The 26,465-nt window shown below is 63.7% G+C and carries 17 protein-coding genes and 2 pseudogenes; 7 read left to right on the top strand and 12 right to left on the bottom strand.

Going from position 1 to position 26,465, the window contains the following annotated elements; genetic code table 11:
• Positions 1-268 precede the first annotated feature (268 nt).
• From M5C98_RS24765 to M5C98_RS05340, 8 genes and pseudogenes are all read right to left on the bottom strand, one after another.
• Positions 269-670, bottom strand: a pseudogene (locus M5C98_RS24765) (RHS repeat-associated core domain-containing protein); the annotation flags it as partial.
• Positions 671-1,917: 1,247 nt separating this feature from the next.
• A complete protein-coding gene (locus tag M5C98_RS05370; protein ID WP_272551439.1) occupies positions 1,918-2,625 on the bottom strand; it encodes a hypothetical protein in 708 nt (235 codons plus the stop codon).
• Between the two features lie 219 nt (positions 2,626-2,844).
• Positions 2,845-3,483 (bottom strand): SMI1/KNR4 family protein, encoded by a 639-nt coding sequence (locus tag M5C98_RS05365; protein ID WP_272551438.1) that lies wholly within the window; start codon positions 3,481-3,483, stop codon positions 2,845-2,847.
• Positions 3,483-4,250 (bottom strand): annotated as a pseudogene (locus M5C98_RS24760) (RHS repeat-associated core domain-containing protein); the annotation flags it as partial. The pseudogene M5C98_RS24760 and the gene M5C98_RS05365, both read right to left, overlap by 1 nt.
• A gap of 594 nt (positions 4,251-4,844) precedes the next feature.
• Positions 4,845-5,393: a hypothetical protein gene (locus M5C98_RS05355; protein ID WP_272551436.1), complete on the bottom strand. Its 549-nt coding sequence runs from the start codon at positions 5,391-5,393 to the stop codon at positions 4,845-4,847.
• A complete protein-coding gene (locus M5C98_RS05350) occupies positions 5,394-10,283 on the bottom strand; it encodes an RHS repeat-associated core domain-containing protein (protein WP_272551435.1) in 4,890 nt (1,629 codons plus the stop codon).
• A 3-nt stretch (positions 10,284-10,286) separates the two neighbouring features.
• A complete protein-coding gene (locus M5C98_RS05345; RefSeq protein ID WP_272551433.1) occupies positions 10,287-11,402 on the bottom strand; it encodes a 3-oxoacyl-ACP synthase in 1,116 nt (371 codons plus the stop codon).
• Entirely contained in the window at positions 11,399-12,670 is a 1,272-nt protein-coding gene (locus M5C98_RS05340) for a hypothetical protein (protein ID WP_272551431.1), read from the bottom strand. The genes M5C98_RS05345 and M5C98_RS05340 overlap by 4 nt, the downstream gene beginning before the upstream one ends.
• Before the next feature lie 62 nt (positions 12,671-12,732).
• Between M5C98_RS05340 and M5C98_RS05335 the strand changes: the two genes are divergently transcribed.
• Positions 12,733-13,722 carry a DUF2169 family type VI secretion system accessory protein gene (locus tag M5C98_RS05335; RefSeq protein ID WP_272551430.1) on the top strand — a complete coding sequence of 330 codons (990 nt, stop codon included), beginning with the start codon at positions 12,733-12,735 and terminating at the stop codon, positions 13,720-13,722.
• A gap of 19 nt (positions 13,723-13,741) precedes the next feature.
• On the opposite strand, the gene M5C98_RS05330 is transcribed toward M5C98_RS05335, so the two are convergent.
• Positions 13,742-14,194, bottom strand: a complete 453-nt coding sequence (locus M5C98_RS05330) for a hypothetical protein (RefSeq protein ID WP_272551429.1) — start codon at positions 14,192-14,194, stop codon at positions 13,742-13,744.
• A gap of 11 nt (positions 14,195-14,205) precedes the next feature.
• The gene (locus M5C98_RS05325) at positions 14,206-16,518 is read right to left on the bottom strand and encodes a type VI secretion system Vgr family protein (RefSeq protein ID WP_272551427.1); all 2,313 of its coding nucleotides are present in this window, start codon (positions 16,516-16,518) and stop codon (positions 14,206-14,208) included.
• Between the two features lie 332 nt (positions 16,519-16,850).
• Here M5C98_RS05325 and otnI point away from each other — a divergent pair, with 332 nt between their 5' ends.
• Positions 16,851-17,648, top strand: coding sequence for a 2-oxo-tetronate isomerase (gene otnI / locus M5C98_RS05320; protein WP_272551426.1), 798 nt, complete (start codon positions 16,851-16,853; stop codon positions 17,646-17,648).
• A 36-nt stretch (positions 17,649-17,684) separates the two neighbouring features.
• Here the strand turns inward: otnI and M5C98_RS05315 are convergent, their stop codons facing one another.
• Together M5C98_RS05315 and M5C98_RS05310 are read right to left on the bottom strand one after the other, a co-directional pair.
• Positions 17,685-18,017 carry a DUF4148 domain-containing protein gene (locus M5C98_RS05315; protein ID WP_272551425.1) on the bottom strand — a complete coding sequence of 111 codons (333 nt, stop codon included), beginning with the start codon at positions 18,015-18,017 and terminating at the stop codon, positions 17,685-17,687.
• Positions 18,018-18,080: 63 nt separating this feature from the next.
• Complete coding sequence (locus M5C98_RS05310; protein ID WP_272551424.1) at positions 18,081-19,673, bottom strand: efflux transporter outer membrane subunit; 1,593 nt, start codon at positions 19,671-19,673, stop codon at positions 18,081-18,083.
• A gap of 88 nt (positions 19,674-19,761) precedes the next feature.
• On the opposite strand from M5C98_RS05310, the gene M5C98_RS05305 reads away from it, so the two are divergent.
• The 5 genes from M5C98_RS05305 to M5C98_RS05285 all read left to right on the top strand — a co-directional run bounded on the left by M5C98_RS05305 (position 19,762) and on the right by M5C98_RS05285 (position 26,423).
• On the top strand, positions 19,762-20,379 hold the full coding sequence (locus M5C98_RS05305; protein WP_272551423.1) for a TetR/AcrR family transcriptional regulator: 618 nt from the start codon (positions 19,762-19,764) through the stop codon (positions 20,377-20,379).
• Positions 20,380-20,451: 72 nt separating this feature from the next.
• Positions 20,452-21,570 carry an efflux RND transporter periplasmic adaptor subunit gene (locus M5C98_RS05300; protein ID WP_272551422.1) on the top strand — a complete coding sequence of 373 codons (1,119 nt, stop codon included), beginning with the start codon at positions 20,452-20,454 and terminating at the stop codon, positions 21,568-21,570.
• Positions 21,563-24,649, top strand: a complete 3,087-nt coding sequence (locus M5C98_RS05295) for an efflux RND transporter permease subunit (protein WP_272551421.1) — start codon at positions 21,563-21,565, stop codon at positions 24,647-24,649. The genes M5C98_RS05300 and M5C98_RS05295 overlap by 8 nt, the downstream gene beginning before the upstream one ends.
• 42 nt (positions 24,650-24,691) lie before the next feature.
• Positions 24,692-25,498, top strand: a complete 807-nt coding sequence (locus tag M5C98_RS05290) for an oxidoreductase (RefSeq protein ID WP_272551420.1) — start codon at positions 24,692-24,694, stop codon at positions 25,496-25,498.
• 154 nt (positions 25,499-25,652) lie between these two features.
• Positions 25,653-26,423 (top strand): SDR family NAD(P)-dependent oxidoreductase, encoded by a 771-nt coding sequence (locus tag M5C98_RS05285; protein WP_272551419.1) that lies wholly within the window; start codon positions 25,653-25,655, stop codon positions 26,421-26,423.
• Positions 26,424-26,465 lie beyond the last annotated feature (42 nt).

Below are 26,465 nucleotides of genomic sequence, written 5' to 3'. Positions count from 1 at the left end.
TTTGAAACGGCAGACACGCCAAACTGTCAGCAGTCGAGTTACATAAATCATTTCTGCCTGCTTGGTCCGTATTAAATCCTAAAGCATTATGAGTTTCGACCAAAGGAGGAGAGTGCTGAACAGAAGCATTACCAGGACCTAGCTGACAACTACATATTGCACAAGCAATATTTCCATCTGAGCCTTTTTGCTTTTCCTCCAACTCTTTTCTAGTCCCTTTTCTAACCCGCGATGGATAGAGCTTTTCTCTGATACCAGGCCCACTACGTTTCGCGAGTCCGAAAGGGTCGAACCATCCGCTGGCATTTGGAGCGTAAGCAAAAAAATTAGTCCCCCCGAACAACCCAATCGGGTCCTGATGCACAAACCGCCCCGTCACCGGATCGTAATACCGGAAGCGGTTGGAATGCAGCCCCGTTTCCCCATCGAAGTACTGCCCCTGGAACCGGAGCGGTTGCTCCACCAGATTCAGCGCCTGCGTTTGTCCCTGGGTCGCCAGCGCCAGCGGTCTTTCATTGGCCGTGAAGACCGCCGCCTCCCCATCGGTGCCCGTGCGAAGCATCTGCAGCGCCTGCGCCTCCCCCCACACCTTGTAGCTGGCCGCCCACACGATCCGCCCCGCCTCGTCCGTCAACTCCTGCGGCGCTCCGATCTGGTCGCACTGGTAGTAGTAGATGGCGAAGTCTTTGTCTTCGGCTTTCTCATTTGCTACATCTTTTGTAGCAATATGCCATAGTACTTCTTGCGCTGTAGCCTGCTTCGCCTCTGACTCCAGCTTGGCCAGCGGCACGAAGCTGTCCGGCTCGTACAGGTATTCGCTGACTTTGCTGCCCCGCATCTCCCCGGCAAGCAGGTCGCCGTCATAGACGAACCGGGTCTTGCCGAAGGCGTCTGTCTTGTCGATGCGCCGGCCCAGCGCGTCGTATCGGTAGCGCGTGGTCTGCACGGTGGCAGCAGGCTCGGTTTGGCCATGGCCGGCAGCAGGCACCGATTGCAGCGCGGGACGCTCCCGGTAGCGCGTGACGGCGGCCTCCACGATCTGGTGCTCCGCGCTGTAGCGGAAGTTTTGCACCGTGTGCCAGCCCACCAACCGCTGCACGACGTTGCCATGCAGGTCGTAGGTGAACCGCAGGTCCTGGTACACGGTGAGGCGGTTGGTGGGCACTTTTTCCCGCTCGTGGCTCACGCCGCCGGCGCTTTGCTCGCCGCCCCGGTTCGGGTTGAGCAGGTTGCCGGCCGGGTCGAACGTGAATTGCTCGCGCTCTTCCCCCTGCTGCGTGCCCTGCGCCGTGCTTCGCGTGCCCTTGTGCGCCGACAGGATGCGGCCCAGCGCGTCGTAACGGTATTCGCTGGCCCCCCGCAGGCTGTCCTGCGTGGCCGTGAGGTTGCCGCCCCGGTCGTACTGGTAGTGCCGCGCGATGCGATGGCCGGAAGGAAGGTGCGGCAGGCGGGCCAGCAGGTCGGACAGGCCCGGTGGGCCGGACATGGCGGATGGTGGGTCCCGGTCCCGCAGCGACGCTTCCGTGGCCGCGCCGGGCAGCGTTTTCAGGGCGGCTTCCCGGCTCACTTTGTGCGCCACCAGCCGGCCCATGGGATCGAGGCCGTAGCGGCTGGTCAACGCCCCTTGTGTGCGCGATATCTCCTGGTGCAGCGCGTCGCGCTCCATGTCGCTGATCGTGTGGCCATCCACCCGGATCTGGTGCAGGCGCCCGGAGCCGTAGTACAGCCATTGCACGTTCTTGCCGCTGGGCAGCACGCTGGCGATTCGGTTGCCCAGGGCGTCGTAGGCGTTCTTCCAAACGTGGCCCAGAGCGTCGGTGATGTCGGTGATGTCGGTGGGCAGGTTAGGCGCGTTGTAGCGCAGCCGCGTGGATCGCCCTACGGTCGTTGACATTCACACATGGGCAGGCCGCGGAGTCACGGGACGATAACCGGCAAGCATCTGTTGGCGTCCGTGATGGTGCTTCCTCGGGTTTTTAGGGAAGCGATCGCCATGGCCAGCAGGTCGTGGTGGTAAGTCAAGGTGGTCAGGTAATTGCGCATCACCATCCCGCCCAAGACGATACCCACCAGTGCGGCCAAGCCGCAGGCTATGGGGAAGGCGATCCAATGATCAAAATCGGTGAGCTTGCTTTCAAGATTGGCAAGGGTCAACTCTTTCCAAACTGTGGATGCCAACCCGAGGACCGCAAAAAGCACCGCTTTATCGGGAGAGCCGAAGAACAGGGACAGTCTGGCTTTGATCCGTTCGATTTGAATGCCTTTCCATTGCTGAGCCAGCACTAGGATTTCCTGGGGATGGGCTTTCAAGGATTCGACGTGCTTCAAATCGTTCTTGGCATCCAATAGTAGCATTGCCTCGAATTCTTTTTTGAACGAAATTATTAATGGCAAACCCGATAGCATTTGGAGCAGCAGACCCGAAAACACCGGCGCCATACAGAGTATGTACAGAATACCTGCCGTTGTTTGAACCGCGACTCGGGACTTGATCTCTGGAAGTAACCAAGCCATGGTGGCCAATAATAAAAGAAGAATGAAGAAAATGCATGCAACCCCCATCATGAAGTTGGAGAGCTTTAGCATTCGGGATTCAAAGGTGCTTCTTTTTTCCTTGGAGGACAAGGGGTGCAACTGATTCAAATGATCCAGGATTTTTATTATTTCCGTCATTGGTTTTCAAACCTCCCACTGCAGAAAATCACCCTGCAGTCTTTACATCTTTCACCTTGTTTTCACTAAGAAATGCAATGCCACTTATAATACTTTCGCAGCACCAGCCAATCTCATGCCTCTTGATCTGCCCACAAAATTACAAAGAATATGCCAGACATGCGAAAATCACTATTCAAATTGAAATTTAATTTTTTCATCATTCGGCAGGTCTTTTATCTGTAATGCAATGGAAGCTCGCGACCGCATCGCCGTAACCGCCTCAGCCGCATACAAATTTTCAACTTCAAACTCACCTCCAAAAACAAATGGCATTTTAGGTATCAAGCGAAATTTATCAGGCAATGGGCCATTTATTTTTTGCCACTCATTTGCAAGAGAGTGGCCAGTATAAAAATCATAGTCATCCAGGACTTCTTTCACCCACCCATCAACCGTCTTTGAAATCAACTCCAATTCCCCGGTTTCAGGATCAAAAGAAGAAACTCCTTCTTCAGAAGCTAAAAATTGGATTCCAAACAAATCTTCTGCAAAAACCAAACCTTTGGGATTTAGAGATTTATAAGCATCTCTCCAGAGCAAAGGGTCATTCCACTCCTCAATTGACCAGTCAGTTCTTTTCAATCCGGAGCCCATAATATGCAAAGCTGATTCAAACGCATATCCTCCATTAATTTTACTTAAGAAATAACTCAATTCCTTAACCATTGGCTCTAGAATTTTAAAATCCCTCAGAAATTCCAAATCACATAAAGCGCTAGAGCTGGAGGTGCTAATTTTAACGAGTTTTTCAACATTCTTAAATTGCATCATTTCACCTTTATTTTCACCTTTGTTCCATCCGGATATTTCTTACACTGGTGGCCCATGCATGAGCCCGCGCCTCTGTTATCACAGGGATCAATATGCTTGACATCAGCCCCAGCCCCACCCTCCTTAAACATTGCCGGAGGGTATTCGTCACGATCTTTATTAACTTTTGTTTTTATTCCTTTAAGAGATGCTTTACGTCGCGCCTTTGCGCCTGGGCGATCAATTGTCACCTCATCTGGATGACCTGCCGCTATCGCGTCTTTAACGTGCTGGGCTGTTTCCGGATATTTACTACTGTCAATCGTGATGCAAGGGAGAGAACAACCACAGGTTTTTGTTGTGCTTCTCTTTCTCTTTCTTTGCAGCCCTACAGGATCAATCCATTCCAGAGGATTATTCGCATATAAAAAGCTATTAAGGCCGCCTTCCAGATCAATAGGGTCCTGATGAATGAACCGCCCCGTCACCGGATCGTAGTACCGGAAGCGGTTGTAATGCAGCCCCGTTTCCCCATCAAAATACTGCCCTTGGAACCGGAGCGGCTGCTCCACCAGATTGATGCTCTGGACCTCTCCGCTGGCCGCCAATGCCAGCGGTCTTTCATTGGCCGCGAACACCGCCGCCTCCCCATCGGTGCCCGTCCCCGTGCGAAGCATCTGCAGCGCCTGCGTCTGCCCCCACACCTTGTAGCTGGCCGCCCACACGATCCGCCCCGCCTCGTCTGTCAACTCCTGCGGCGCTCCGATCTGGTCGCACTGGTAGTAATAGACGGCGAAGTCTTTGGCCTGGGCCGCTTTTTCCGATTCACTTTCGATCGCTATATCTTTTGCAGCAACCTGCCCTAGTGGTATTTGCGCTGGAGCCTGTTTCGCCTCTGACTCCAGCTTGGCCAGCGGCACGAAGCTGTCCGGCTCGTACAGGTACTCGCTGACCTTGCTGCCCCGCATCTCCCCGGCAAGCAGATCGCCGTCATAGACGAACCGGGTCTTGCCGAAGGCGTCCGTCTTGTCGATGCGCCGCCCCAGTGCGTCGTAGCGGTAGCGCGTGGTCTGCACGGTGGCGGCAGGCTCGGTTTGGCCCTGGCCGGCAGCAGGCACCGATTGCAGCGCGGGACGCTCCCGGTAGCGCGTGACGGTGGCCTCCACGATCTGGTGCTCCGCGCTGTAGCGGTAGTTTTGCACCGTGTGCCAGCCCACCAGCCGTTGCACGACGTTGCCATGCAGGTCGTAGGTGAACCGCAGGTCCTGGTACACGGTGAGGCGGTTGGTGGGCACTTTTTCCCGCTCGTGGCTCACGCCGCCTGCGCTCTCATCGCTGCCTTGGCAGTTTCTCCGTTTCGTCGATCAACTCAAAATAAATTATCCAATAATCGGGCGAGAATAAATCAAAAAATCTCCTTTTTGCCATTTTTTACCCCCCTTCCAACCGCATGGAAATCCTTGTAATTTATGAACTTCAAACAATCGCTCGAAATACAGATGAGCTCCTGGAATCAACAACCTAGACTCTGCGCAGAGATATAAATTTCCGCTCATTGCATCAGCAATTAATTCGATGTCTTTAGGTTTGATTTGTATTTCATTTTTTAAAAAATTACAACGATCTAACAGAATTTGATAAAAATCCTCCTGCTCCTCATACTCAATTAGCTTATATTTTAAATCCATGAGCCTCTCATCACCCATTACTGCCGGAATATCTCCTGACGCATCTTCTGTGATATCTGTTAAAAAATACTTAGGAGGCTTAACATCCTGATTGGTATAATTTTTGAGCGCAGCCTTAATGTCAAAATACATCTCATCAATCGAAATTTCACCTCGATAAGAACTTTGAAGAATTGGTCCTGATTTAACAAAATCAATGACTTCTCTTACCTCAGGTGGAAAAATATCATCAGAAATCATTTAAAAACCTCCAGTTCGCAAAATTTTATCCCATTGTGAAAAACTCGCCCCTTCAGAATTCATGATAGGCGTACCATTTTTCAGTTCTGCTCGTATTAATTTTTGCATATCTCCCAACGCAGCCGAAAGTTTCTTAGGACAATTGCCAGCTTGTGCGGCGACTCTCGCTACAGAGGCTTCTATTGCCTTTGAATATCTAACGTGATTTGTATTGTGGGTAGATTTTCCAAAATATTTTCCCTTTTTACCATCATACTTCCCCGCTGTTTTTGGCAAATTAATCAAATTATCCAAATGATTTTTGTCAATGCATTTTAATATTGGAAATTTCTTGAACATTTCCTGAGGGATCATATGGTGGGTCTGGTGTTTAGGAGCTTTGCCCACCTGCTTATTCATCCGGTTGCGATGGGTGCTCAGACCCTCTGGATCAATCCAGTCAAATGGGTTTAGACCATACCCATATAAGTTTTCTCCTCCAAACAAACCAATAGGATCTTGATGAATGAATCGGCCTGTTACTGGATCATAGTAACGAGCCCGGTTGTAATGCAGCCCCGTTTCCCCATCGAAGTACTGCCCTTGGAACCGGAGCGGCTGCTCCACCAAGTTGAGGCTCTGGACCTCTCCGCTGGCCGCCAACGCCAGCGGTCTTTCATTGGCCGCGAACACCGCAGCTTCCCCATCGGTGCCCGTGCGAAGCATCTGCAGCGCCTGCGCCTGCCCCCACACCTTGTAGCTGGCCGCCCACACGATCCGCCCCGCCTCGTCCGTCAACTCCTGCGGCGCTCCGATCTGGTCGCACTGGTAGTAGTAGATGGCGAAGTCTTTGGCTTCGGTTTTTTCTGATGCACTTTCGATCGCTATATCTTTTATAGCAATCTGCCCTAGTACTTCTTGCGCTGTAGCCTGCTTCGCCTCCGACTCCAGCTTGGCCAGCGGCACGAAGCTGTCCGGCTCGTACAGGTACTCGCTGACCTTGCTGCCCCGCATCTCCCCTGCAAGCAGATCGCCGTCATAGACGAACCGGGTCTTGCCGAAGGCGTCCGTCTTGTCGATGCGCCGCCCCAGCGCGTCGTAGCGGTAGCGCATGGTCTGCACGGTGGCGGCAGGCTCGGTTTGGCCCTGGCCGGCAGCCGGCACCGATTGCAGTGCGGGCCGGTCCCGGTAGCGCGTGACGGTGGCCTCCACGATCTGGTGCTCCGCGCTGTAGCGGTAGTTTTGCACCGTGTGCCAGCCCACCAACCGCTGCACGACGTTGCCATGCAGGTCGTAGGTGAACCGCAGGTCCTGGTACACGGTGAGGCGGTTCGTGGGCACCTTCTCCCGCTCGTGGCTCACGCCGCCGGCGCTTTGCTCGCCGCCCCGGTTCGGGTTGAGCAGGTTGCCGGCCGGGTCGAACGTGAATTGCTCGCGGTCTTCCCCCTGCTGCGTACCTTGCGCCGTGCTTCGCGTGCCCTTGTGCGCCGACAGGATGCGGCCCAGCGCGTCGTAGCGGTATTCGCTGGCCCCCCGCAGGCTGTCCTGCGTGGCCGTGAGGTTGCCGCCCCGGTCGTACTGGTAGTGCCGCGCGATGCGATGGCCTGATGGCAGGTGCGGCAGGCGGGCCAGCAGGTCGGACAGGCCCGGTGGGCCGGACATGGCGGATGGTGGGTCCCGGTCCCGCAGCGACGCTTCCGTGGCCGCGCCGGGCAGCGTTTTCAGGGCGGCTTCCCGGCTCACTTTGTGCGCCACCAGCCGGCCCATGGGATCGAGGCCGTAGCGGCTGGTCAACGCCCCTTGTGTGCGCGATATCTCCTGGTGCAGCGCGTCGCGCTCCATGTCGCTGATCGTGTGGCCATCCACCCGGATCTGGTGCAGGTGCCCGGAGCCGTAGTACAGCCATTGCACGTTCTTGCCGCTGGGCAGCACGCTGGCGATTCGGTTGCCCAGGGCGTCGTAGGCGTGGCGGAAGGTGAAGTGCCGATCCGCCTGCGCCTGCGCACTGTCTGCCGGGGCATCGCCCAGATGGACCTGCGTTTCCTCGACCAGTTGCGACAGTGGGTCGTAGGCGAATCGAACTTGGGCCTGCCCGTTGGCGCAGCCGACCATGCGGCCCAGCAGGTCGTAGGCGTAGCTGGCCGCCTCTCCATTGCTGTGGACCTTGGCCAGCAGCCGGCCCAGCCGGTCGCGCTGGAAGTGCGTGCGCTTGGGCAATGGCGCATCGGGCGCCATGTCGTACGGCGTGTCCGGCGGCTGCGCGGCGTCGCGTTCGTGCAGCTCGGTCAACTCGCCCGCCGCGTTGTACCGGTAGCGCTGGATGCGGCCATCAAAGCCGATCTCCTGCACCAGGTTGTCAGCCGCGTCGTAGTGGAACTGGTACCAGGCGCCGTTCTCGTTTTGCAGCGCCACGAGCCGCCCCACCGCGTCGTAGCGGTAGCGCAGGCTTTGGCCCTGCGGGTCCTGGCGCTCCACGGGCTGGTCCAAGCCGTTGTACGCGTAGCGGGTGATGGCGCCTTTGGGGTCGGTGTAGGCGGTCAGGTTGCCTTGCGCGTCGTGGTCGTAGCGGTGCTCCGCCCCGTCGGCTTCGGTGACGATGCGCAACTGGCCCAGCGCGTCGTGCTGGTAGCGCGTGGTCTGGCCCAGGGCATCGATGCTGGCGGCCAGGTTGCCCAGGATGTCGTACTGGTAGCGGGTGGTGCGGCCCGAGCAGTCGGTGTAGGCCACCAGTTGGCCGGCCGCATCCCATTGCAGATGCCGGGTCTTGCCGTGGGCGTCCTCGATGGCAACGGGCAGGCCGCGCGGGTCGTATTGGTAGCGGGTGGCGTGGCCCAGGGCGTCGGTGTGCTCGCGCAGGTCGCCGCGCGCGTCGTAGTCGTTGCGCCACACATGGCCCAGGGCGTCGGTGATCTCGGTCGGCAAATTCTGCGCGTTGTAGCGCAGCCGCGTGGTGGCGCCGGCCGCGTCGGTGACGGCGGTCAGGTTGCCACGGGCGTCCCATTGCCAGCGGGTGCTGCGGCCCAGGGCGTCGGTGCTGGCCTCGGGGTTGCCGGCGCGGTCCATCTGCGTTTCTGTGCGTACAGATTGGCCGTCCGGTCCGGCTTCCGTGACGGCAACGACTTCGTTGTGCGCGTTGTAGTGGTAGCTGGTGCGCCGGCCCAGGGCATCGGTGACATGGGTGGTGCGCATCCCCAGGTCGTATTCGAAGCGGGTGTCCAGCAGGCCGGGGGTGTCGGTCCAGGTGCGCACCACGCGAGCACCCGCGTCCAGCCGGCTCCACTGCTGGTGGTGGGTGAAGCCGTTCTTGGTGGTGTAGGCCACCATGAGGTGGTTCTCGTAGCGGTACGCCGTGGTGCCGCCCTGCGCATCGGTGGCGCTGGCGAGGTTGGCCTGGCTATTGCCCTTGCCACCCTTGTCGCCCTCCAGGTTGCCCGCGCTGTCGTAGGCATAACGCACCAGCACCCCGCCCTGGTGCTGCACGCCATCGAGGGTGCGGGGCGCGAGGCGCACCTCGGCCAGCAGGCCAGCATCGGTCCAGCCGAAGTGCAACTCGCGCCCGGCGCTGTCGGTGAGGCCGGTGGGGCGCGGCGCAATGCCGTCCAAGCCGGTTTCGTCATAGGCGGGGTAATGCAGCGTGATGGCATTGCCGTGGCGGTCGCGCACCCGCGCCAAGGGCAGGCGCCACTGGCCGGGCACGGGCTTGGCGAACTCGTGCCGCAGGCCATCGGTGGCCTCGACGCTGTAGCGCCCGTCTTCGTGGCGCTGCAGCGTGATCTTTTCTCGCTCGTCGAAGTGGCTCTGCCCGGGCGAGAGCGGCGGCAACTGCACCCTGCGGCCCCGGGCATCGTAGTAGTGCACATGGCTGTGGACCAGGGCCAGCTCGATACTCAAGGGCGTGCTCCACCCCCAGCCCAGCCAGCCGGGGCGCCGGTCGGCCGAGCGGTAAAAGCGCCGCCATTCCAGCGGCAGCAGGCCGGGCAAGGCAAAGTCGGTTTCCGACAGGATCTTGACGCCGGTGGCGAAGATGACCGGGTGGCAGGTGCCGAGTTCGCAGGTGGCGCCGCCCGGTGCGCCGACGTGCACGTCATCGACGATCTTGGCCTGCGTGTTGGGGGTGTTCTGGCTGTCCTGCCGGCTGGCAACCGCATTGATCTTGGACTTGGCGCGCTTCACGATCTTGCCGAGCACGAAGCCGATGGTGATGGCCGCCACGCCATTGGCGATCACATCGGCGATCTGGTCGATCTTCTCGTCGGTCAGGGGCGGCGTGAGCAGGTCCTGCACCTCCTGGGCCAACTCTGCGATCTGCATGGCGGATTCGGCCATGGCGGCACCGCCCACCACCAGATTGACGCCGGGAATGAGCTTGCCCACCAGCTTGAGCGCGGGGCCGATCAGCACGCTCGGGTCGGCGAGCGACTCGCCCAGCGCGCTCAACTGGTCACCGAAGGCGCCGGGGAGCTTTTCGATGACTTTCTGGGCCAGCTGGTCGTAGGGGCCGGGCAGCGCCTTCATGGCCAGGCGCATGGCCCAGCCAGGGTTGATGACGAGGGAGTTGGATTTGGTCGTGTCGAACGAGCGGACGCTGCCCTTGCCTTCGAACTTGGTGTCGCTGCTGTAGCTGGTGGGCTCGGCCGCGCCGCCCACGACGGTGGAGCGCACGCCGGCGATGCCGCCCAGCCGGTCGGGCGTGGCGGGAATGGATTCGAACCGGCTACCGGCCACGGAGACGGGCTTGCCGTCGATCTTGAGGGTGGCCGTGCCGTTTTTGAGGCCCGGCCCGTGGGCCATGTTGAGGATCGGAACCGGCGGTCCGTTGGGCTTGGGGAAGACGGGGTTGATGGGCCCGGGAATCATGGCCGGGCTGCGCCCCTCATGGATCGCCCGGCGGTCGTTGACGTAAGTGGCCATGGGTCAGGCAGCTTCGCGGTTGCGGGTGGATGGGAATGGCATCGGTGCGCGGGTGTGGTTCCAAGTGGCGACCCAGGCGGCCACGCGCGTGCCCAGTCCGGTCACGCTCTGCAGGCCCGCGTGGCCGCTCAGCGCCACGGGCCTGTGCGGGTGGTGCAAGCCCTGGCGCATCTCGTGCAGCAGGCTCAGCAGCAAAGGCACCCAGGCGGCGCCGACTTCGCCCAGGAACGCGGCGGGATCGTGCATGGCGGGATGGCCGTTCTGCGCAGCCAGATGGGCGCTCAGGTTCATGAGCTCGCTGCCTCGCCACGGGCTTCCGTCCATGTCGCTCCAGTACGACTGCAGCGCCTGTGCGGGAAGGTTCGCGGCCTTCAAGGCCTGGGCCGCCGCACCGATGAGGGCAGCGCCGTCCAGGATGGCCTCACTACCCACCCGGGAGGCCGGCTCCTGCGCAAACGCGGGCGGGAACACGGTGACGTAGTTCGCCGCACAGGGCTGGCGCGCCAGCCGCACGAACGCGGCCCCTTCGGAGGCGATGAACCCCTCCGTGTGGCCTTTCACCCGGAGCCAGCGCCGTTGGTGGAAGACATTGATGGTGGCCGGGTCCACCCCGCTGTCCACGCCGCCGCAAACCACCTCGGGCACGCTGGGGTGTTCCTGCATGAAACGGTATGCCGCAGCCAGCGCATCCGCCCCGGCCACCGCCCCGCCCGTGTAGAGCATGAGCGGCAGGAACTCGGGTGCCACGTCGAGCGCGCGCGGCAGCTCCAGCGCGAATCGCTGGGCATCGATGGCGCCCCGCAGCTCAGGCAGTGGCTCCGGCAGCGCGATGAAGACCGGGATGGGCCGGACCATCGGCCATGCCGCGGCGGGTGCGGTGGTGGGGCCTTGCAGCGCCTCGTGCAGGGCCGGTGCGGCCAGCCGGACCAGCCGATCGATGCCGGTGCAGTCGGCCTCGATGGCCTGCACGCGCGACACCGTGGCCTGGTGATCGATGTGGCCCGTGACGGGGTGGCGGGTGAAGGCCGCAAAGCGGCTGGCCACGGCGCTGCCGGTCTGCCAGGCCCGCGTGCCGATGGGCGTGCAGGCGCCGGTGGCTGCAATGGTGAGCGGCGTCATGGCGCGCTCCTGGCAAAGACGGCCCGCTCGAACACGGAGGCCGTCTGAAGCGCCAGCGCCTGCACGCCGGCCAGGTCATCGGCCTCGATCCACAGCGCGCCGCTCATGCGGGAGACATGTTCGATGTACAGCAGGCGGCGCAGCGGTGCGCCCACGCCTGCGGCGGCCTCTTCCAGCACGACCGATTGCCGCGGCTTGCCGATTCGCAGGGGCGGGCCGGCGCTGGGCAGTGCGGCCAGGGCCGCGTCCGCCCACTGGGCGCGGTCGCCGGCCGGGCGGGCGCGGTCGAACAGCCCATCGCAGGGAACGCCCGCCAGCAATGCCACGCTGTCGGCCAGTGCCCGGCATGCGAGTTCGTCGTCCCACAGCGTGTGCGCGGCAAGATGGCGCAGCAAGGGGCCATCGCCGACCAGGGCGGCGGCATACAGCTGCTGCGTCCAGGCCATGGCGGGAAAGCGGCCTTCCCGCAAGGCAACGGCCAGATCGTGCCCGGCGCGCGCCGCGCAAAGGGCCACCGCCACCGGGGAGTCGGGCCAGCGCGCCAGCATTGCCTTGGCGGCCGGGGTTTCGTGCGGGCTGCCCATGAGGGCGAGGGAGACCAGGCCCGCTTCGGCGTCTTCCCCTTGCTCCAAGGCCCGCAACGCCTTGGCCTCGTCGGCGCGGGCCACGCAACGCCAACGGCAAAGGTTCGCCAAGCCGCCGGGCAGGGGCTCGGCCAGGGCCGCCATGGCATCGGCATAGGCATCGGACACCGCGGGCCGCGCGATGGCGAGCCGCATCAGAAGGCGCACCAGCGACAGGTGCTGCTGCTGAACCGCCTGGCCTGCGCGCGGCGCGAGATAGCTGGCCACGGCGTCATCAAAAGCGAATCGCAAGGCATGGAAGACCGCGGCGGGGTGAGCTTGCAGATGGCCGTTCCAGAGGTCGGGGGCCACATCTGCGGGCCGGCCCAGCTGCAGCTTGAGGACCTCGATGCAGGCGTGGGCAAAGACGGCGGGGCCTTCCTGCTGCAATTCGTGCCCTGCGGCGGCGATTTCCGCGTGAAAATCCGACTCCATCGCGGGCGCATGGGCCAGATGCAGCTTGAGCGAGGCCAGGCACTGAACGATGCTGTCGTCGAACACCGCCAGGGCCTCCAGCCGGTGTGCGGGCAGCGTGAGCATGTGGGTGCGGCGCCAGTACTGCGTGACCAGCGAACGCGCCATGCGCAGGGGCAATGCGCGCATGACCGGGATGTCGATGGCGCGCGCCAGGGGAAGACGGGTCACACTCACGCCTGCCCCCCCGGGGCCGGCGCATGGCAAGGTCGAAAGCAAAAAGGATGCATACGATGCTGGAAAATTTGACGCCCTTCGCCGCGGAAATCCTTCCGGGCTACGGGCCAGATGGCGGGCTGCAAAAGACCGTGGTCGTCAAGGCCACGCTGGACTTTCGCAATCGGGTGGCGCCGCACGGCACGGGCTTGCCGATCCTGCGTGGCGACCAGTTCTTCGATGCACAGGGCATGGAGGGCGTGGTGCGCTTCGAAAGCGACCTGGTGCCCTTCAAGCCGCGGGTGGATGTCATCGTCAACGCGGTGGCCTACGCGCCCGGCGGCAAGCCCGTCGCCGCGTTCGATGCGGGCGTGACGGTGGGCCGCGAGGCGCGGGTGGTGCGCGTTTTTGGCGAGCGTGTGTGGCGCAAGCGACTGGGCTTGTTTCCGGTGGCGGTGGAGCAGGCACCCGCGCTGCACGTACCCGTGGCCTATCACCTGGCCTACGGCGGGCAGGACCCTGCCGATGCGCAGGCCTTCGCCCCCGCCAACCCCACGGGCCTGGGCTTCAGCGCCGGGCTGCCGCCCGATGGTTTGCCGCTGCCCCGGATCGAATGGCCGGACGAGTTGATTCACGCAGCGAGCGATACGCCCTCGCCCGCAGGGTTCGGGTGTTTCGGCCGCACCTGGTTGCCGCGGCGAAAACTGCTGGGCAGCTATGGGCCGGCGGAGTGGCAGGTGCCGGGCATCGTGGGGCGGATGCCGCAATCGTTCGACCCGGCGGCCTGGAACTGCGCGCATCCGAGGATGCAGTTTTCTCCTGCCCAAGTGAAGCCCGGCACATCGATCCAGTGGGTCCACTTGAGTGCCCAGGGCCCGTCGCAAATCACCCTGCCCGACATCCGTCCCCACGTTTCCTGGACGGCGGACGGCAAGAGCCATACCGTGTCCCCGCATTTCGACACCGTGACCATCGAGCCCGAGCACGGCCACTTCGCGCTGACGTGGCGCCACACGCTGTCGCAGGCAATCCATGGCCATGTGGAGGCGGTGCAGGTCCATCTCTGAAACGGACGGCGGCCGCCGCTCAGTTGATCCGGACTTCGGCGGCGTCGATGTCCACCAGGTCGCGCGCGTCGTGCTCGATGGTGAGGGCAACGATGCGGGCCAGCCCCTCGGCCGTCAGCCGCAGCGTCGCGGCGCCGGACGAGAGCGTGATGGAGTCATGCGACTGCAAACGGATGGACCGGTCGCTCCATGGCACGGCGGCACAAGGCACCAGCACGGCGGTGATGACGGCTCGGCCCGCATCAGTGCGGGCCAGCAGCACCTCATCGCCCGGCACGAGCGCAGGCAGCATCACGCCCACGCCGGCCTCCAAGGTTTCCGCGCCGCATGCCACGCTGTAGGCGTCCAGCCCGGCCTGCGCACGCACCGTGGCCTGGCACATCGTGACGGGTGGGGCCGCGCCTGCGCGATCGCCCTGCGAGGGCGAAGGAGAAAGCGAAGGATCGACGGAGGACGGTTGTGCGAGCGCCATGCGGACTCCGGTCAGGTGGGGTTGACGTTGGTGTTCGGCGACGCGACGGTCACGCTGGAGCTGCCGGCCACGTTGATGGTCTGCCCGTTGATCTGCACGGTGCCGTCGCTGGTCATGCGCAGCACGGCCTTGCCGCACTTGATCTCGATGGCATCGCCCACGGTCACGGACATTTCCTTGCCGACCGACAGCGTGCGCACCTCGCCGACTGTCGTGGCGGCGTTCTTGCCCACGCTCTCGGTGTAGTTGTCGGAGGTGCTGTCGGTGCGGTCCTTGCCCACCTTGCTGGTCTGGCTCTGCCCCACCGTGACCGAGCGGCTCATCAGCACGTTGGTACTCTGCGTCAACCCCACGTTGACCACCATGGCCGCGCCCACGTTCACGTTGTAGGCCGCGCCGATGTTCATCATCTTGGCCAGCCCCACGTTCTGCAGGTAGGCCAGGCCGACGGTCTCGGTCTTGAAGCTGCCGACCTTGATCGACCAGTTGTTGCCGATCTTGTCCTTCTCGTTGCGGCCGATGGTCTTGCTGCGGTTGTTGCCGATGCTCACCGTCTCGTCGATGCCGACGTCTTCATTGCGGTTGTCGCCGATGCTGATCTTCTCGTTGTGGTCCACCCGCTCGGTGCGGTTGTTGTGCACGGTGATGGTTTCATCGCGGTCCACGGTCTCGGTGCGGTCGCGGTGGATGACGTTGGTCTCGTCCCGGTCGATGGTCTTGCGCCGATCATTGCCCACCCACTTGTCTTCGTCGTTCTCGACCTCGGTGAGCTGGTCCTTCTGCGCATGCAGCCACAGCTGCTCGGCGCCGGCCTTGTCCTCGAAGCGGATGGCGTTGGCATCCCCCGCGCCGTTCTTCAACCCGTCGCCGAAGGCCCCGCCCTTGCTCGATTTGGTCTTGATGCCCGACTGCGTGGCGTTGGCCGGCAGCGCCCACGGCGGCATGTTGTCGGCGTTGTACACGCAGCCGGTGATGAGGGGGTAGTCGGGGTCGCCGTTGAGGAAGTCGACCACGACTTCCATATTGATGCGCGGGATGAACATGGCCCCGAAGCCGGAGCCGGCCCAGCTGCTCGATACCCGCACCCAGCAACTGGAGTTCTCGTTCATGGCGCCCACGCGGTCCCAGTGGAACTGCACCTTGACGCGGCCGTACTGGTCGGGCCAGATCTCCTCGCCCGGCGGGCCGACGACGACGGCGGTCTGCGGGCCGGTGGTCCTGGGTTTGGGGGTGGTGCGCGCGGGGGTGTAGGGCACGCTGGTGGGCTGGGCCACCAGGGTGAATCGCTGGAACGAGCCTTCTTCCTGCGCCGTGCCCTTGGGGCCGGGCGCTGCGGCGCTGACCTGGGGGTTTTCCTTGAAGTGGTATTCGAGGCCGGTGAGCAGGTATTGCTGGTTCTGGTCCTCGCGCGGGTAGTTCTCCAGCGTGAAGGTATAGCCCGGGGCGAGCGCCCGGTGGCGCGACTGGCCCCGCACGGTGCTGTGCCCGGTGAGGCTTTCCTGCAGCCGCACGCGGGCATAGGCTTCGCCGTCGCCGAACTCGGTGTAGCCGCCCGGCCATTCGTAGATTTCGTGGCTGTCGTGCGCGTGGCCCGGCGGGGTCTGGCGCATGTTGGACAGGTCGGCGCGCGGTTTCTTGAAGTCGTAGTCGTCGTTGTAGTGCCGCCCGGAGTGGATGGCCTGGTGCAGTTCCCAGGCGTGGATGTTCTCCTTGTCGGCGACGGCGGCCTTCTCGGGCGGGTAAAAGGGGATGACGGCAGCCCCGGGCAGCGGGCTGTGCGAGGCGACGATGTCGTCGGCCAGGGTCAGGATGTGCTGGCCGGCGCTGTGCTGGTGGTAGTAGTAGATGCCTTCATGTTCCATGAGGCGCGAGACGAAGGCGCAGTCGGTCTCGCCGTACTGCACGCAGTAATCCCAGCTGCGATACGCCCGCGTGAGCCGCTTTTGCAGGGGGTGGCCGTATTTGCCGAGCACCTCTTCAATGATGTCGGGGACGGTCTTGTTCTGGAAGATCCGGAAGTCGCTCTTGCGCGTGGCCAGCCACAGCCAGGGCTGCAGGCGCAGGCGGTAAGAGTAATACCGGTGGTCTTCGCCTTGCAGGCCGAAGCGGGTGACGATGCCGTCCAGGTAGCGCCGGCCGCCGCCTTCGGTCTCCACTTCCACGCTGGCGTGCTTGCCGAGCAACGCCTTGGGGTCGATGGATTTGCTCTCGCTCAGCAGGTCCACATCCAGCGAGAACAGTTCGGAGAGCGCTTCCTTGCCCTGCAGGCGGCGAAACTGCAGCTGTTCTCCCAATGGCGTTTGGATCGTGACGCGGCGTGTCATGTGAGCAGGCCCTATCGGCGTAATCGCTGTGATTAGAGGCCGCGATCATAGCCACCAATAATGACAATGCATCGATTAGACAAGGCCACTTCAAGGGCATTACCCTGATCGAAAATAACGTAACAAAAATATGAACTGACGTATTTATTTTTACGCCTTGGCCTTATTGCGGTGGAATCCAAAAATCATTTCAAAAATATGACAAAAAAGAAACATTGGGCACCCATCAAAGAACGGCGCTTCGAAACCGCTCGACAAAGATCGCAGACCGGTTGACTCAGCGCCCAAACACTCGCACCTCTCCCCCGCGCCAGAAAGCCTGTTCATTTCACATGCCCCGCTTTGCCGCCAACCTGTCCCTGCTCTACCCGGAGTTCGATTTCCTCGACCGCTTCGCCGCGGCGGCACGCGATGGCTTCCAGGCGGTGGAGTTTCTCTTTCCCTACGCCCACCCGCCTGCCGAACTGGCAGCGCGCCTGCAGGCCCACGGCCTCGAACAGGTGCTGTTCAACGCACCGCCGGGCCAGTGGGACGCAGGCGAGCGCGGCATGGCCTGCGTGCCAGGGCGCGAGGCGGAATTTCGCGCCGGCATGGTGCAGGCGATCGATTACGCGCAAGCGCTGCGGTCGCCGCGCATCCACGTGATGGCGGGGCTGCTGCCGGCCGGCCGCACGCGGGGCGAAGTGCGCGCCACCTATGTAGCCAACCTGCGCCTGGCGGCCGAGCTGGCCGCGCCGCACGGGCTGCAGATCCTCATCGAACCCATCAATGGGCGGGACATGCCCGGCTACTTTTTGAACCGCCAGGACGAGGCCCATGCGCTGCTGGCCGAGATCGGCGCGCCGAACGTCCAGGTGCAGATGGACCTGTACCACTGCCAGATCGTGGAAGGCGACCTGGCCACCCAGATCCGCCGGTACGTGCCCACGGGCCGGGTGGGGCACATCCAGATCGCGGGCGTGCCCGAGCGGCACGAGCCGGATGTGGGCGAAGTCCACTACCCCTACCTGTTCCAGTTGCTGGACGAACTGGGCTACCGTGGCTGGATTGGCTGCGAATACCGTCCCGCGCGGGGCCTGGGCCCGGGGGGCACCACCGCCGGGCTGGGCTGGTTGCATCAATCCCGATGAGACGGACCCGGGCGATCCGGCCACGAGCCGCCCCGATCACTTGTTCAACGCCTTCTGCACTTCCAGCTGGAACTGGTCGCTGCTGCGCAAGCGCAGGTATTCCTGGTATGCGGCGTGGTACGCCTCTTTCTCCAGGCCATAGGAGTGCGCCAGCACGTCGTAGCGGTCCACGCCCGCACGCCGCCACAGCGCGAAGTCGGCAATCACCTCTGCGCGCGTGAGGGGGCCTTCCTTTTCCGCGGTCTCGCCCGGGGTGTTCTGGGCATGCGCAGGCAGCGCGAGCGAGGCGGCCAGGGTGGCAATGACCGCGACAGCAGCCAGCATCTGGCGGGCGAGATGACGGGGTGGATTGGCTTTCGTGTTCGACATGGCAAGTCCTGTGGTGAGGGAGGAGAAAATCAAAGCCTTCAAAGGCACGGGAATGCAAGCGGCTCAGCGCCGCTCAGCGCCCACACGGGCCGGCGCAGCGGGCTGCGCCGCATCGGCGAGGCGAAGGGATTGATCGGCTGGAACGAGCGAAAGGCCAGAAAGGGCGGCCGGGGGTGCTGCGGGGTCTTGCGGGCGGTTGGGCGCCGACGCGTTCTCCGGCGCCCAACCGCCGCCCAACGCCTTGAAGATGGCAACAGCCGAACGCGCTGACTCCGTTTGCGCCTGGGCCTGCCCGTCCAGCACGCCGAGCAAGGCTTCATCAGCCTGCAACACTTCGATCAGGCTGACGACGCCCTTGTCGAAAGCGGCCGCAGAAGCGGCCCTCACCCGCGTTAGCGAGTCGGCAGCCGCCGCCAACAGGTCGGCCTGCTCCTGCCGGCGCTGGAACGAGGACAGTGCGTTTTCCACCTCTTCGGTCGCGCGCAGCACGGCGTGGCGATAGCCGGCCAGTGCCTCGGCTTCCTGTGCCTCGGCAAAACGGATCTGTGCATCGATGCGGCCAAAGTCGAACAGCCGCCAGCGCAGACCGACGGTGGCGCCGGCCTGTGCCGCCCCGCCGGTGAAGAGGTGACCGCTGGAAATGGAAGTGGCGCTGCCCAGCAGGCCGCCGAGCGAGACCTTCGGGTAGTACTCGGCCACGGCAACGCCGATGCGTGCGCTGCGGGCGGCCAGTTGCCGCTCGGCGGCGATCAGGTCGGGACGGCGGCGCAGCAAGTCGCCCGGCGCGCCGCCGGATGCGATCTGCGGCAGAGCGGGCAAGGGCCGGGGAGCGGACAACTCGGCGCGGTGGGTGCCGGGGTGGGTTCCCAGCATCACGTCCATTGCGTTCATGGCGGCTTCCTGGGCTGCCTGCAGCACGGGAATCGACGCCTTCGCCCGCACGAGCGCCCCTTCGGCCTGGCGCAATTGCAGTTCCGCCGCCAGGCCCTTGTTGAATCGCAGCTCGATCATGGACAACAGCCTTTGCTGCGTCTGCACCTGCCTTCGCGCCACCTCGATGCGCGCCTGCAGGCCACGCACCATGAGGTAGACGTCGGCGGTCTGGGCAGCCACCGCCAGCCGCACGGCGGCCGCTCCCGCCTGCGAACCCTCGAACTCGGCCCGTGCCGCTTGACGCCCGCGCTCCAGGCCACCGAAGAAATCCAGTTCCCAGCTGGCGGACAGGTTGGCCTCGTACGCGCTGCCGTAGCGGTCGAAGCCGGGGGCCGAGTTCAGCACCTGCCCCAGCGGGGTTTCGACCGACTGGTAGGCCCTCGATGCCTGTGCCGCGACGCCGACCGTGGGTGCCAAAGCGGCACCCGCAGCCTGCAGCCCGGCCCTGGCCTGGAGCACACGGGCCGACGCCTGGGAAAGCTCCAGGTTCTGCTCCAGGGCCAGCGCAACGAAACGGGTGAGTTGCGGATCACCGAATGCCGGCCACCATAGGGCGAGGTCCGCATCCGCAAGGGCAGCTCCACGGTTTTGCCAGGCGGGCCCGCGGTCGCCCTGGTAGGCATCAGGCATGGCCGGCACGGGCCGCACGTAATCGGGGCCGACCGCACACCCGGCGGACAGCGCGGCGACAAGGGTCAATAGGACAGGGCGAGTGCGAAACATGGCGAGATCGGTGGACTTTGATTTAGTGACTATATACTCAATTAGTCACTTATTGTGCGGATTTTTCCATGCGGGTAAGCTGTGCCCCATGAGCACCTCCTCCGCCCTACCGATCGCCACCCGCGGCCCCGTCGACCACGACGTGCGGGCACAAATCGTCACTGCTGCCAAAGAACACTTCAGCCGATACGGCTATGAGAAGACGACCGTTTCCGACCTGGCCAAGGCCATCGGCTTTTCCAAGGCGTATGTCTATAAATTCTTCGAGTCCAAGCAGGTGATCGGCGAAATGATCTGCGCCAACTGCCTGGCCGAGATCGAGGCCGAGATCCGCCAGGCAGTCGCCAAGGGCGAACGCCCACCCGAGCAATTGCGCCGGATGTTCAAGGCGATCGTGCAGGCAACGCTGCGGCTGCTTTCGGAGGACAGCAAGCTGTATGAGATTGCAGCCTCGGCCGCACGGGAGAATTGGCAATCAGCCGTTGCTTACGAAAAACGCATTCAGCAGCTTTTGGCGGAGATCCTGGAGGCAGGACGCCAGTCGGGCGACTTCGAGCGCAAGACGCCGCTCGATGAATTGGTCGATGCCATTTTCCTGGTCATGCGCCCCTATCTGAATCCCCTGTTGCTGCAGCACAGCCTGGGCCATGCAGAGCGTGCTCCAGGGCAGTTGTCCAGTCTGGTCTTGCGAAGCCTTTCGCCTTAAAACAATAGTGACCATTGACAATTATGGTCACTAAAAACAAAATCGAGTTCTGATCCATTCCTCAGGACTCCCATGCTTCGGCAACGTTACCTGCCCCTCGCCGCGCTGTGCGCACTGCCGATCGCCCTCGTCGCGTGCGGCAAAACCCCCGCCCCCGATCCCCGCAACGAAACCCCGCTGGTGCGCACCGTGGCTGTCACGCCCGGCAATGAGAGCACGCGGGCTTTCACGGGCACCGTGGCCGCCCGGGTCCAAAGCGATCTCGGCTTCCGTGTGCCGGGCAAGGTACTGGAGCGGCTCGTGGACGCAGGGCAGACCGTCAAGCGCGGCCAGTTGATGCTGCGCATCGACCCCGTTGATCTGCGGCTCGCAGCGAATGCCCAGCAGGAGGCAGTGGCTGCGGCCCAGGCCCGCGCCCGGCAGGCGAGCGATGAAGAGGCGCGCTACCTGGACTTGCGCGGCACCGGAGCCATCTCCGCATCCGCCTACGACCAGATCAAGGCGGCTGCGGACTCCGCAAGGGCGCAACTCAAGGCCGCCCTGGCCCAAGCCGAGATCGCAGGCAACACCACGCGATATGCCGAACTGGTGGCGGACGCCGACGGCGTGGTGATGGAAACGCTCGCCGAGCCCGGCCAGGTCGTGGGCGCGGGCCAGGTCGTGGTGCGCATCGCGCGCACCGGAAAGCGGGAGGCGGTCATCCAGGTGCCCGAAACGCTCCGGCCCACCGTGGGATCAACGGCGCAGGCGACGCTTTTCGGGAGCGAGGGCGCCCCGGTCGATGCCAGGCTCCGCCAGTTGTCCGACACGGCCGACCGCGTGACCCGCACCTTCGAAGCACGCTACGTGCTCGAAGGCAACTTGGCGCATGCGCCGCTCGGGTCCACCGTCACCGTGCGTCTTCCCGGCGGTAGCCGGCCTGCCATATCGACCTTGCAGATCCCGCTGAGCGCCGTGTTCGACGAAGGAAAGGGGCCTGCCGTGTGGCGGGTCAAGGGTACACAGGTGGTTCGCGTGCCCGTCACGATCTCGAGCATCGAGGATGAGCGCGCCCAGGTCACGGGTTCGCTCCAGGCAGGCGACAAGATCGTGGCGCTCGGCGCCCACTTGCTGCGCGACGGCGCGGCGGTTCGCCTGGCAGACCAGGGTGCCATGAAGGCGCCTGCGCCGGTGGGAGCCGTTCGTGAGTGAGGGCCGCTTCAACCTTTCCGCGCTGGCGGTTCGCGAGCGCTCGATCACGCTCTTTCTGATCATCCTGATCTCGCTGGCAGGCGTGGTCTCGTTCCTGAAACTGGGCCGAGCGGAAGACCCGGCCTTCACCGTCAAGGTGATGACGATCGTCTCCGCATGGCCTGGAGCGACCGCGCAGGAAATGCAGGATCAGGTGGCGGAAAAGCTCGAAAAGCGCCTGCAGGAGCTGCGCTGGTACGACCGCACGGAAACCTTCACCCGCCCGGGGCTGGCCTTCACCACGCTGACGCTGCTGGACTCCACCCCGCCGTCGGCGGTGCAGGAAGAGTTCTACCAGGCGCGGAAAAAGCTCGGCGACGAAGCCCCGAACCTTCCGGCCGGCGTGATCGGCCCGATGGTGAACGACGAATACGCCGACGTCACGTTCGCCCTCTACGCCCTCAAAGCGCAGGGCGAGCCGCAACGCCTGCTGGCCCGCAATGCGGAAACGCTGCGGCAGCGCCTGCTTCATGTGCCGGGTGTGAAGAAGGTCAACATCATCGGCGAGCAGTCCGAGCGCATCTATGTCGAGTTTTCGCACGAGCGGCTGGCCACGCTGGGCATCGCCCCGCAGGACATCTTCACCGCGCTGAACCACCAGAACGCATTGACGCCCGCAGGCTCCGTGGAGACGAAGGGTCCGCAGGTCTTCATCCGCATCGATGGCGCGCTGGACGGGTTGCAGAAGATACGCAACACGCCGATCGTCGCGCAGGGCCGCACCTTGATGCTCTCGGACATCGCCACAGTCAAGCGCGGCTACGAAGACCCATCGACCCTGCTGATCCGCAACGGCGGAGAGCCCACGTTGCTGCTGGGCGTGATCATGCGCGACGGCTGGAACGGCCTCGACCTGGGCCAATCGCTGGACACCGAGGTCACCGCGATCAACGCCGAGATGCCTCTGGGAATGGCCCTCTCTAAGGTGACCGATCAATCCGTCAACATCAGCGCATCCGTCGATGAATTCATGGTGAAGTTCTTCGCGGCCCTGGTGGTCGTGATGGTGGTGTGCTTCGTCAGCATGGGCTGGCGCGTCGGCGTGGTGGTGGCGGCCGCGGTGCCGCTGACGCTGGCCGCGGTGTTCGTGATCATGGCCGCCACCGGCAAGAACTTCGACCGCATCACGCTCGGGTCGCTCATCCTCGCCCTGGGCCTGCTGGTGGACGACGCGATCATCGCGATCGAGATGATGGTGGTGAAGATGGAGGAAGGCTTCAGCCGCACGGCCGCATCGGCCTACGCCTGGAGCCACACCGCAGCGCCGATGCTCTCGGGAACGCTCGTCACCGCGGTGGGCTTCATGCCCAACGGCTTCGCGCGCTCCACGGCCGGGGAATACACCAGCAACATGTTCTGGATCGTGGGCATCGCGCTGATCGTCTCGTGGGTCGTGGCGGTGGTGTTCACGCCGTACCTGGGCGTGAAGCTGCTGCCCGAGCTGAAAAAGGTCGAAGGCGGCCATGCCGCGATGTACAACACGCCCCGATACGCCCGCTTTCGCCGCGGACTGGAACGCGTCATCGCAGCCAAGTGGCTGGTGGTCGCAGCAGTCGTGTTGGCGATGGTGCTGGCCGTGCTGGGCATGGGCCTGGTGAAGAAGCAGTTCTTTCCCACCTCGGACCGCCCGGAGGTGCTGGTGGAAGTGCAGATGCCGTATGGCACGTCGATCGGCCAGACCAGCGCCGCCACGGAGAAAGTCGAAGCCTGGCTGGCAAAACAGCCCGAGTCGAAGATCGTCACCGCCTACGTCGGCCAGGGCGCGCCCCGTTTCTTCCTGGCGATCTCGCCAGAGTTGCCGGACCCTTCGTTCGCCAAGATCGTGGTTCGCACCGACAACCCGCACGAGCGCGAAGCCCTCAAGATGCGGCTGCGCGACGCGATCGCCCAAGGGCTCGCGCCCGAGGCAAGGGTTCGCGTCACCCAACTGGTGTTCGGGCCCTACTCGCCCTTCCCGGTGGCGTACCGGGTCTCGGGTCCGGACCCTGAACAACTGCGCGTGATCGCATCGCAGGTGCAGCAGACGATGCAATCGAGCCCCATGATGCGTACGGTGAACGTGGACTGGGGCCAGCGCACCCCTGTGCTGCATTTCAAGCTGCAGCAAGACCGCCTGCAGGCCGTCGGCCTGACATCGGCCAGCGTTGCCCAGCAATTGCAGTTCCTGCTGAGCGGCGTGCCGGTGACCTCGGTCCGCGAAGACATCCGCACGGTCCAGGTGACGGCCCGGTCCGCCGGCGCGAACCGGCTCGACCCGGCCAAGGTGGCGGACTTCACGCTCACCACCGCGACGGGCCAGCGCGTCCCGCTGTCGCAGCTGGGCGAGTTCGACATTCGCATGGAGGAGCCGATCCTGCGGCGCCGCGACCGCATGCCGACCATCACGGTTCGGGGCGACATTGCGGAGGAGCTGCAGCCGCCCGATGTTTCCGCAGCGATGTCGCGGCAGTTGCAGCCGATCAAGGACGCGCTGCCGGCCGGCTACCGCATCGACGAGGCCGGCGCCATCGAAGAGTCCGGCAAGGCAATGACCGCCATGCTCCCGCTGTTCCCGATCATGATCGCCGTGACGCTGATGATCATCATCCTGCAGGTGCGGTCGATGTCGGCGATGGTGATGGTGTTCCTCACAAGCCCGCTGGGCCTGATCGGCGTCGTGCCCATGCTGCTGCTGTTCCAGCAACCGTTCGGCATCAATGCGCTCGTCGGGCTGATCGCGCTGTCGGGGATTTTGATGCGCAACACGTTGATCCTCATCGGGCAGATCCAGCAGAACGAACAGGAAGGACTCGGTCCGTTCCATGCCGTGGTGGAAGCCACCGTGCAGCGGGCCCGCCCGGTCATCCTGACCGCGTTGGCGGCCATCCTGGCGTTCATACCGCTCACCCATTCGGTGTTCTGGGGAACCCTGGCCTACACCCTGATTGGTGGCACGTTGGCGGGAACGGTTCTGACGCTGGTCTTCCTGCCCGCCATGTATTCGATCTGGTTCGGAATCCGGCCCGACGGTCAGAGGCCACCAGCCGCCGTGGCCGCGTGAACACATGTACCGAAACAACCACTGACATCACTCCTCATCGCCATGAAAAATCAGACAATCGCCCTCGTCACAGGGGTCTCGTCCGGCATCGGACGGGCCACCGCAGAACAACTCGCCGCCCAGGGCTGCCAGGTTTTCGGCACCGTGCGAAACATCGATGCCGCCGCGCCGCTGGCAGGCGTGGAGCTGGTCGAGATGGACATTCGCAGCGACACCTCGGTTCAAACCGCCGTGAGAGACATCATCGGCAGGGCCGGAAAAATCGACGTTCTCGTGAACAACGCTGGCATGAATCTGGTCGGCGCCGTGGAGGAAACCAGCCCTGCCGAAGCACTGTCGCTGTTCGACACCAACGTTTTCGGCATATTGCGCACGGTGCAGGCCGTGCTGCCCCACATGCGCGCACAAGGCAGCGGCCGCATCGTGAACATCAGTTCCGTGCTGGGCTTTCTGCCAGCGCCCTACATGGGTTTGTACTGCGCATCCAAACATGCCGTGGAAGGGCTCTCCGAAACGCTAGATCACGAGGTGCGCCAGTTCGGTATCCGGGTGACCATGGTCCAGCCGTCCTATACCCAAACCAATCTGGACACCAATTCACCCCAGGCGCGGGAAAAGATCGCGGCCTATGACCGCGAACGCGGCCTCGCCACACGCGGTGTCACCCAGAACATCAAGAGCGCACCCGGCCCGCAAGGGGTGGCCAGTACGGTCGTGAACGCGGCACTCGGCCGCTGGCGGATGCGAAGCACGCCGGCGGGACAGGCGTCATTGCTGAGCAAGCTGCGGCGCTTCCTGCCGGCCGGTCCGGTGGACTCCAGCCTCCGCAAGTCGCTCGGCTTGGGCTGACGCTCATCGGTCGAGGCGGGGAAAAACCCGCCGCGTTCCGGCCCTCGCGCCATTGGCTGACACGGCCCGCGGGCCAACGGGGATGAAATGGCACATCGTCCGGCGGCCCCGCCCGCCAGCCCTTTCTTCACCCCTCACCCCACCGACCATTCCCATGCCACGCCTTTCCCAGAAAACCGCCCTCGTCACCGGCAGCACCCAGGGCATCGGCGCCGCCATCGCGCTGCGCTTCGCCCGCGAGGGTGCCGACGTCGTGCTCAACGGCCGCAAGCCCGACGGCGGCCCGCGCGAACTCATCGAGCAGATCCAGGCGCTGGGCCGCCGCGCGGTCTATGTGCCGGCCGACATCGGCACCGCCAGCGCGGCCACCCGGCTGGTCGAGCGCGCGGTCGAGGCGCTGGGGGGCCTGGACATCCTGGTCAACAACGCCGGCGTGGAGCGCCATGCCGATTTCTGGGACGTGACCGAAGAGGACTACGACCTGGTGATGGACACGAACGTGAAGGGCCTGTTCTTCGCCACCCAGGCCTTCGTGCGCCACCGCCGCGCGCTGCAGCGCGGCGGCGCCGTGGTGAACATCAGCTCGGTGCACGAGGAGATCGCTTTCCCGCACTTCGCCTCGTACTGCGCGAGCAAGGGTGCGCTGCGCATGCTGGCGCGCAACCTGGCGAGCGAGCTGGCGCCGCTGTCGATCCGCATCAACAACGTGGCGCCGGGCGCCATCGCCACGCCCATCAACGAAAAGCTGCTGAACGACCCCGCCAAGCTCAAGGCCCTGCAGGCGCAGATTCCCATGGGCCGGCTGGGCGTGCCGGAGGACGTGGCGGGGCTGGTGGCGTTCCTGGCAAGCGACGATGCGGGCTACATCACGGGCGGCACGCACTCGGTGGATGGCGGGCTGACCTACCACTACACGGAGCAGTGAAGGGGCGGCGGCGCCCGTTCAACCGAAAGCCAGTGGAAAGGC

It is taken from the genome of Acidovorax sp. NCPPB 3576 (assembly GCF_028473605.1).
Taxonomy (GTDB): Bacteria; Pseudomonadota; Gammaproteobacteria; order Burkholderiales; family Burkholderiaceae_C; genus Paracidovorax.
The sequence above is the reverse complement of the archived record's forward strand: the minus strand, read 5'-3'. Positions and strand labels throughout refer to the sequence as shown.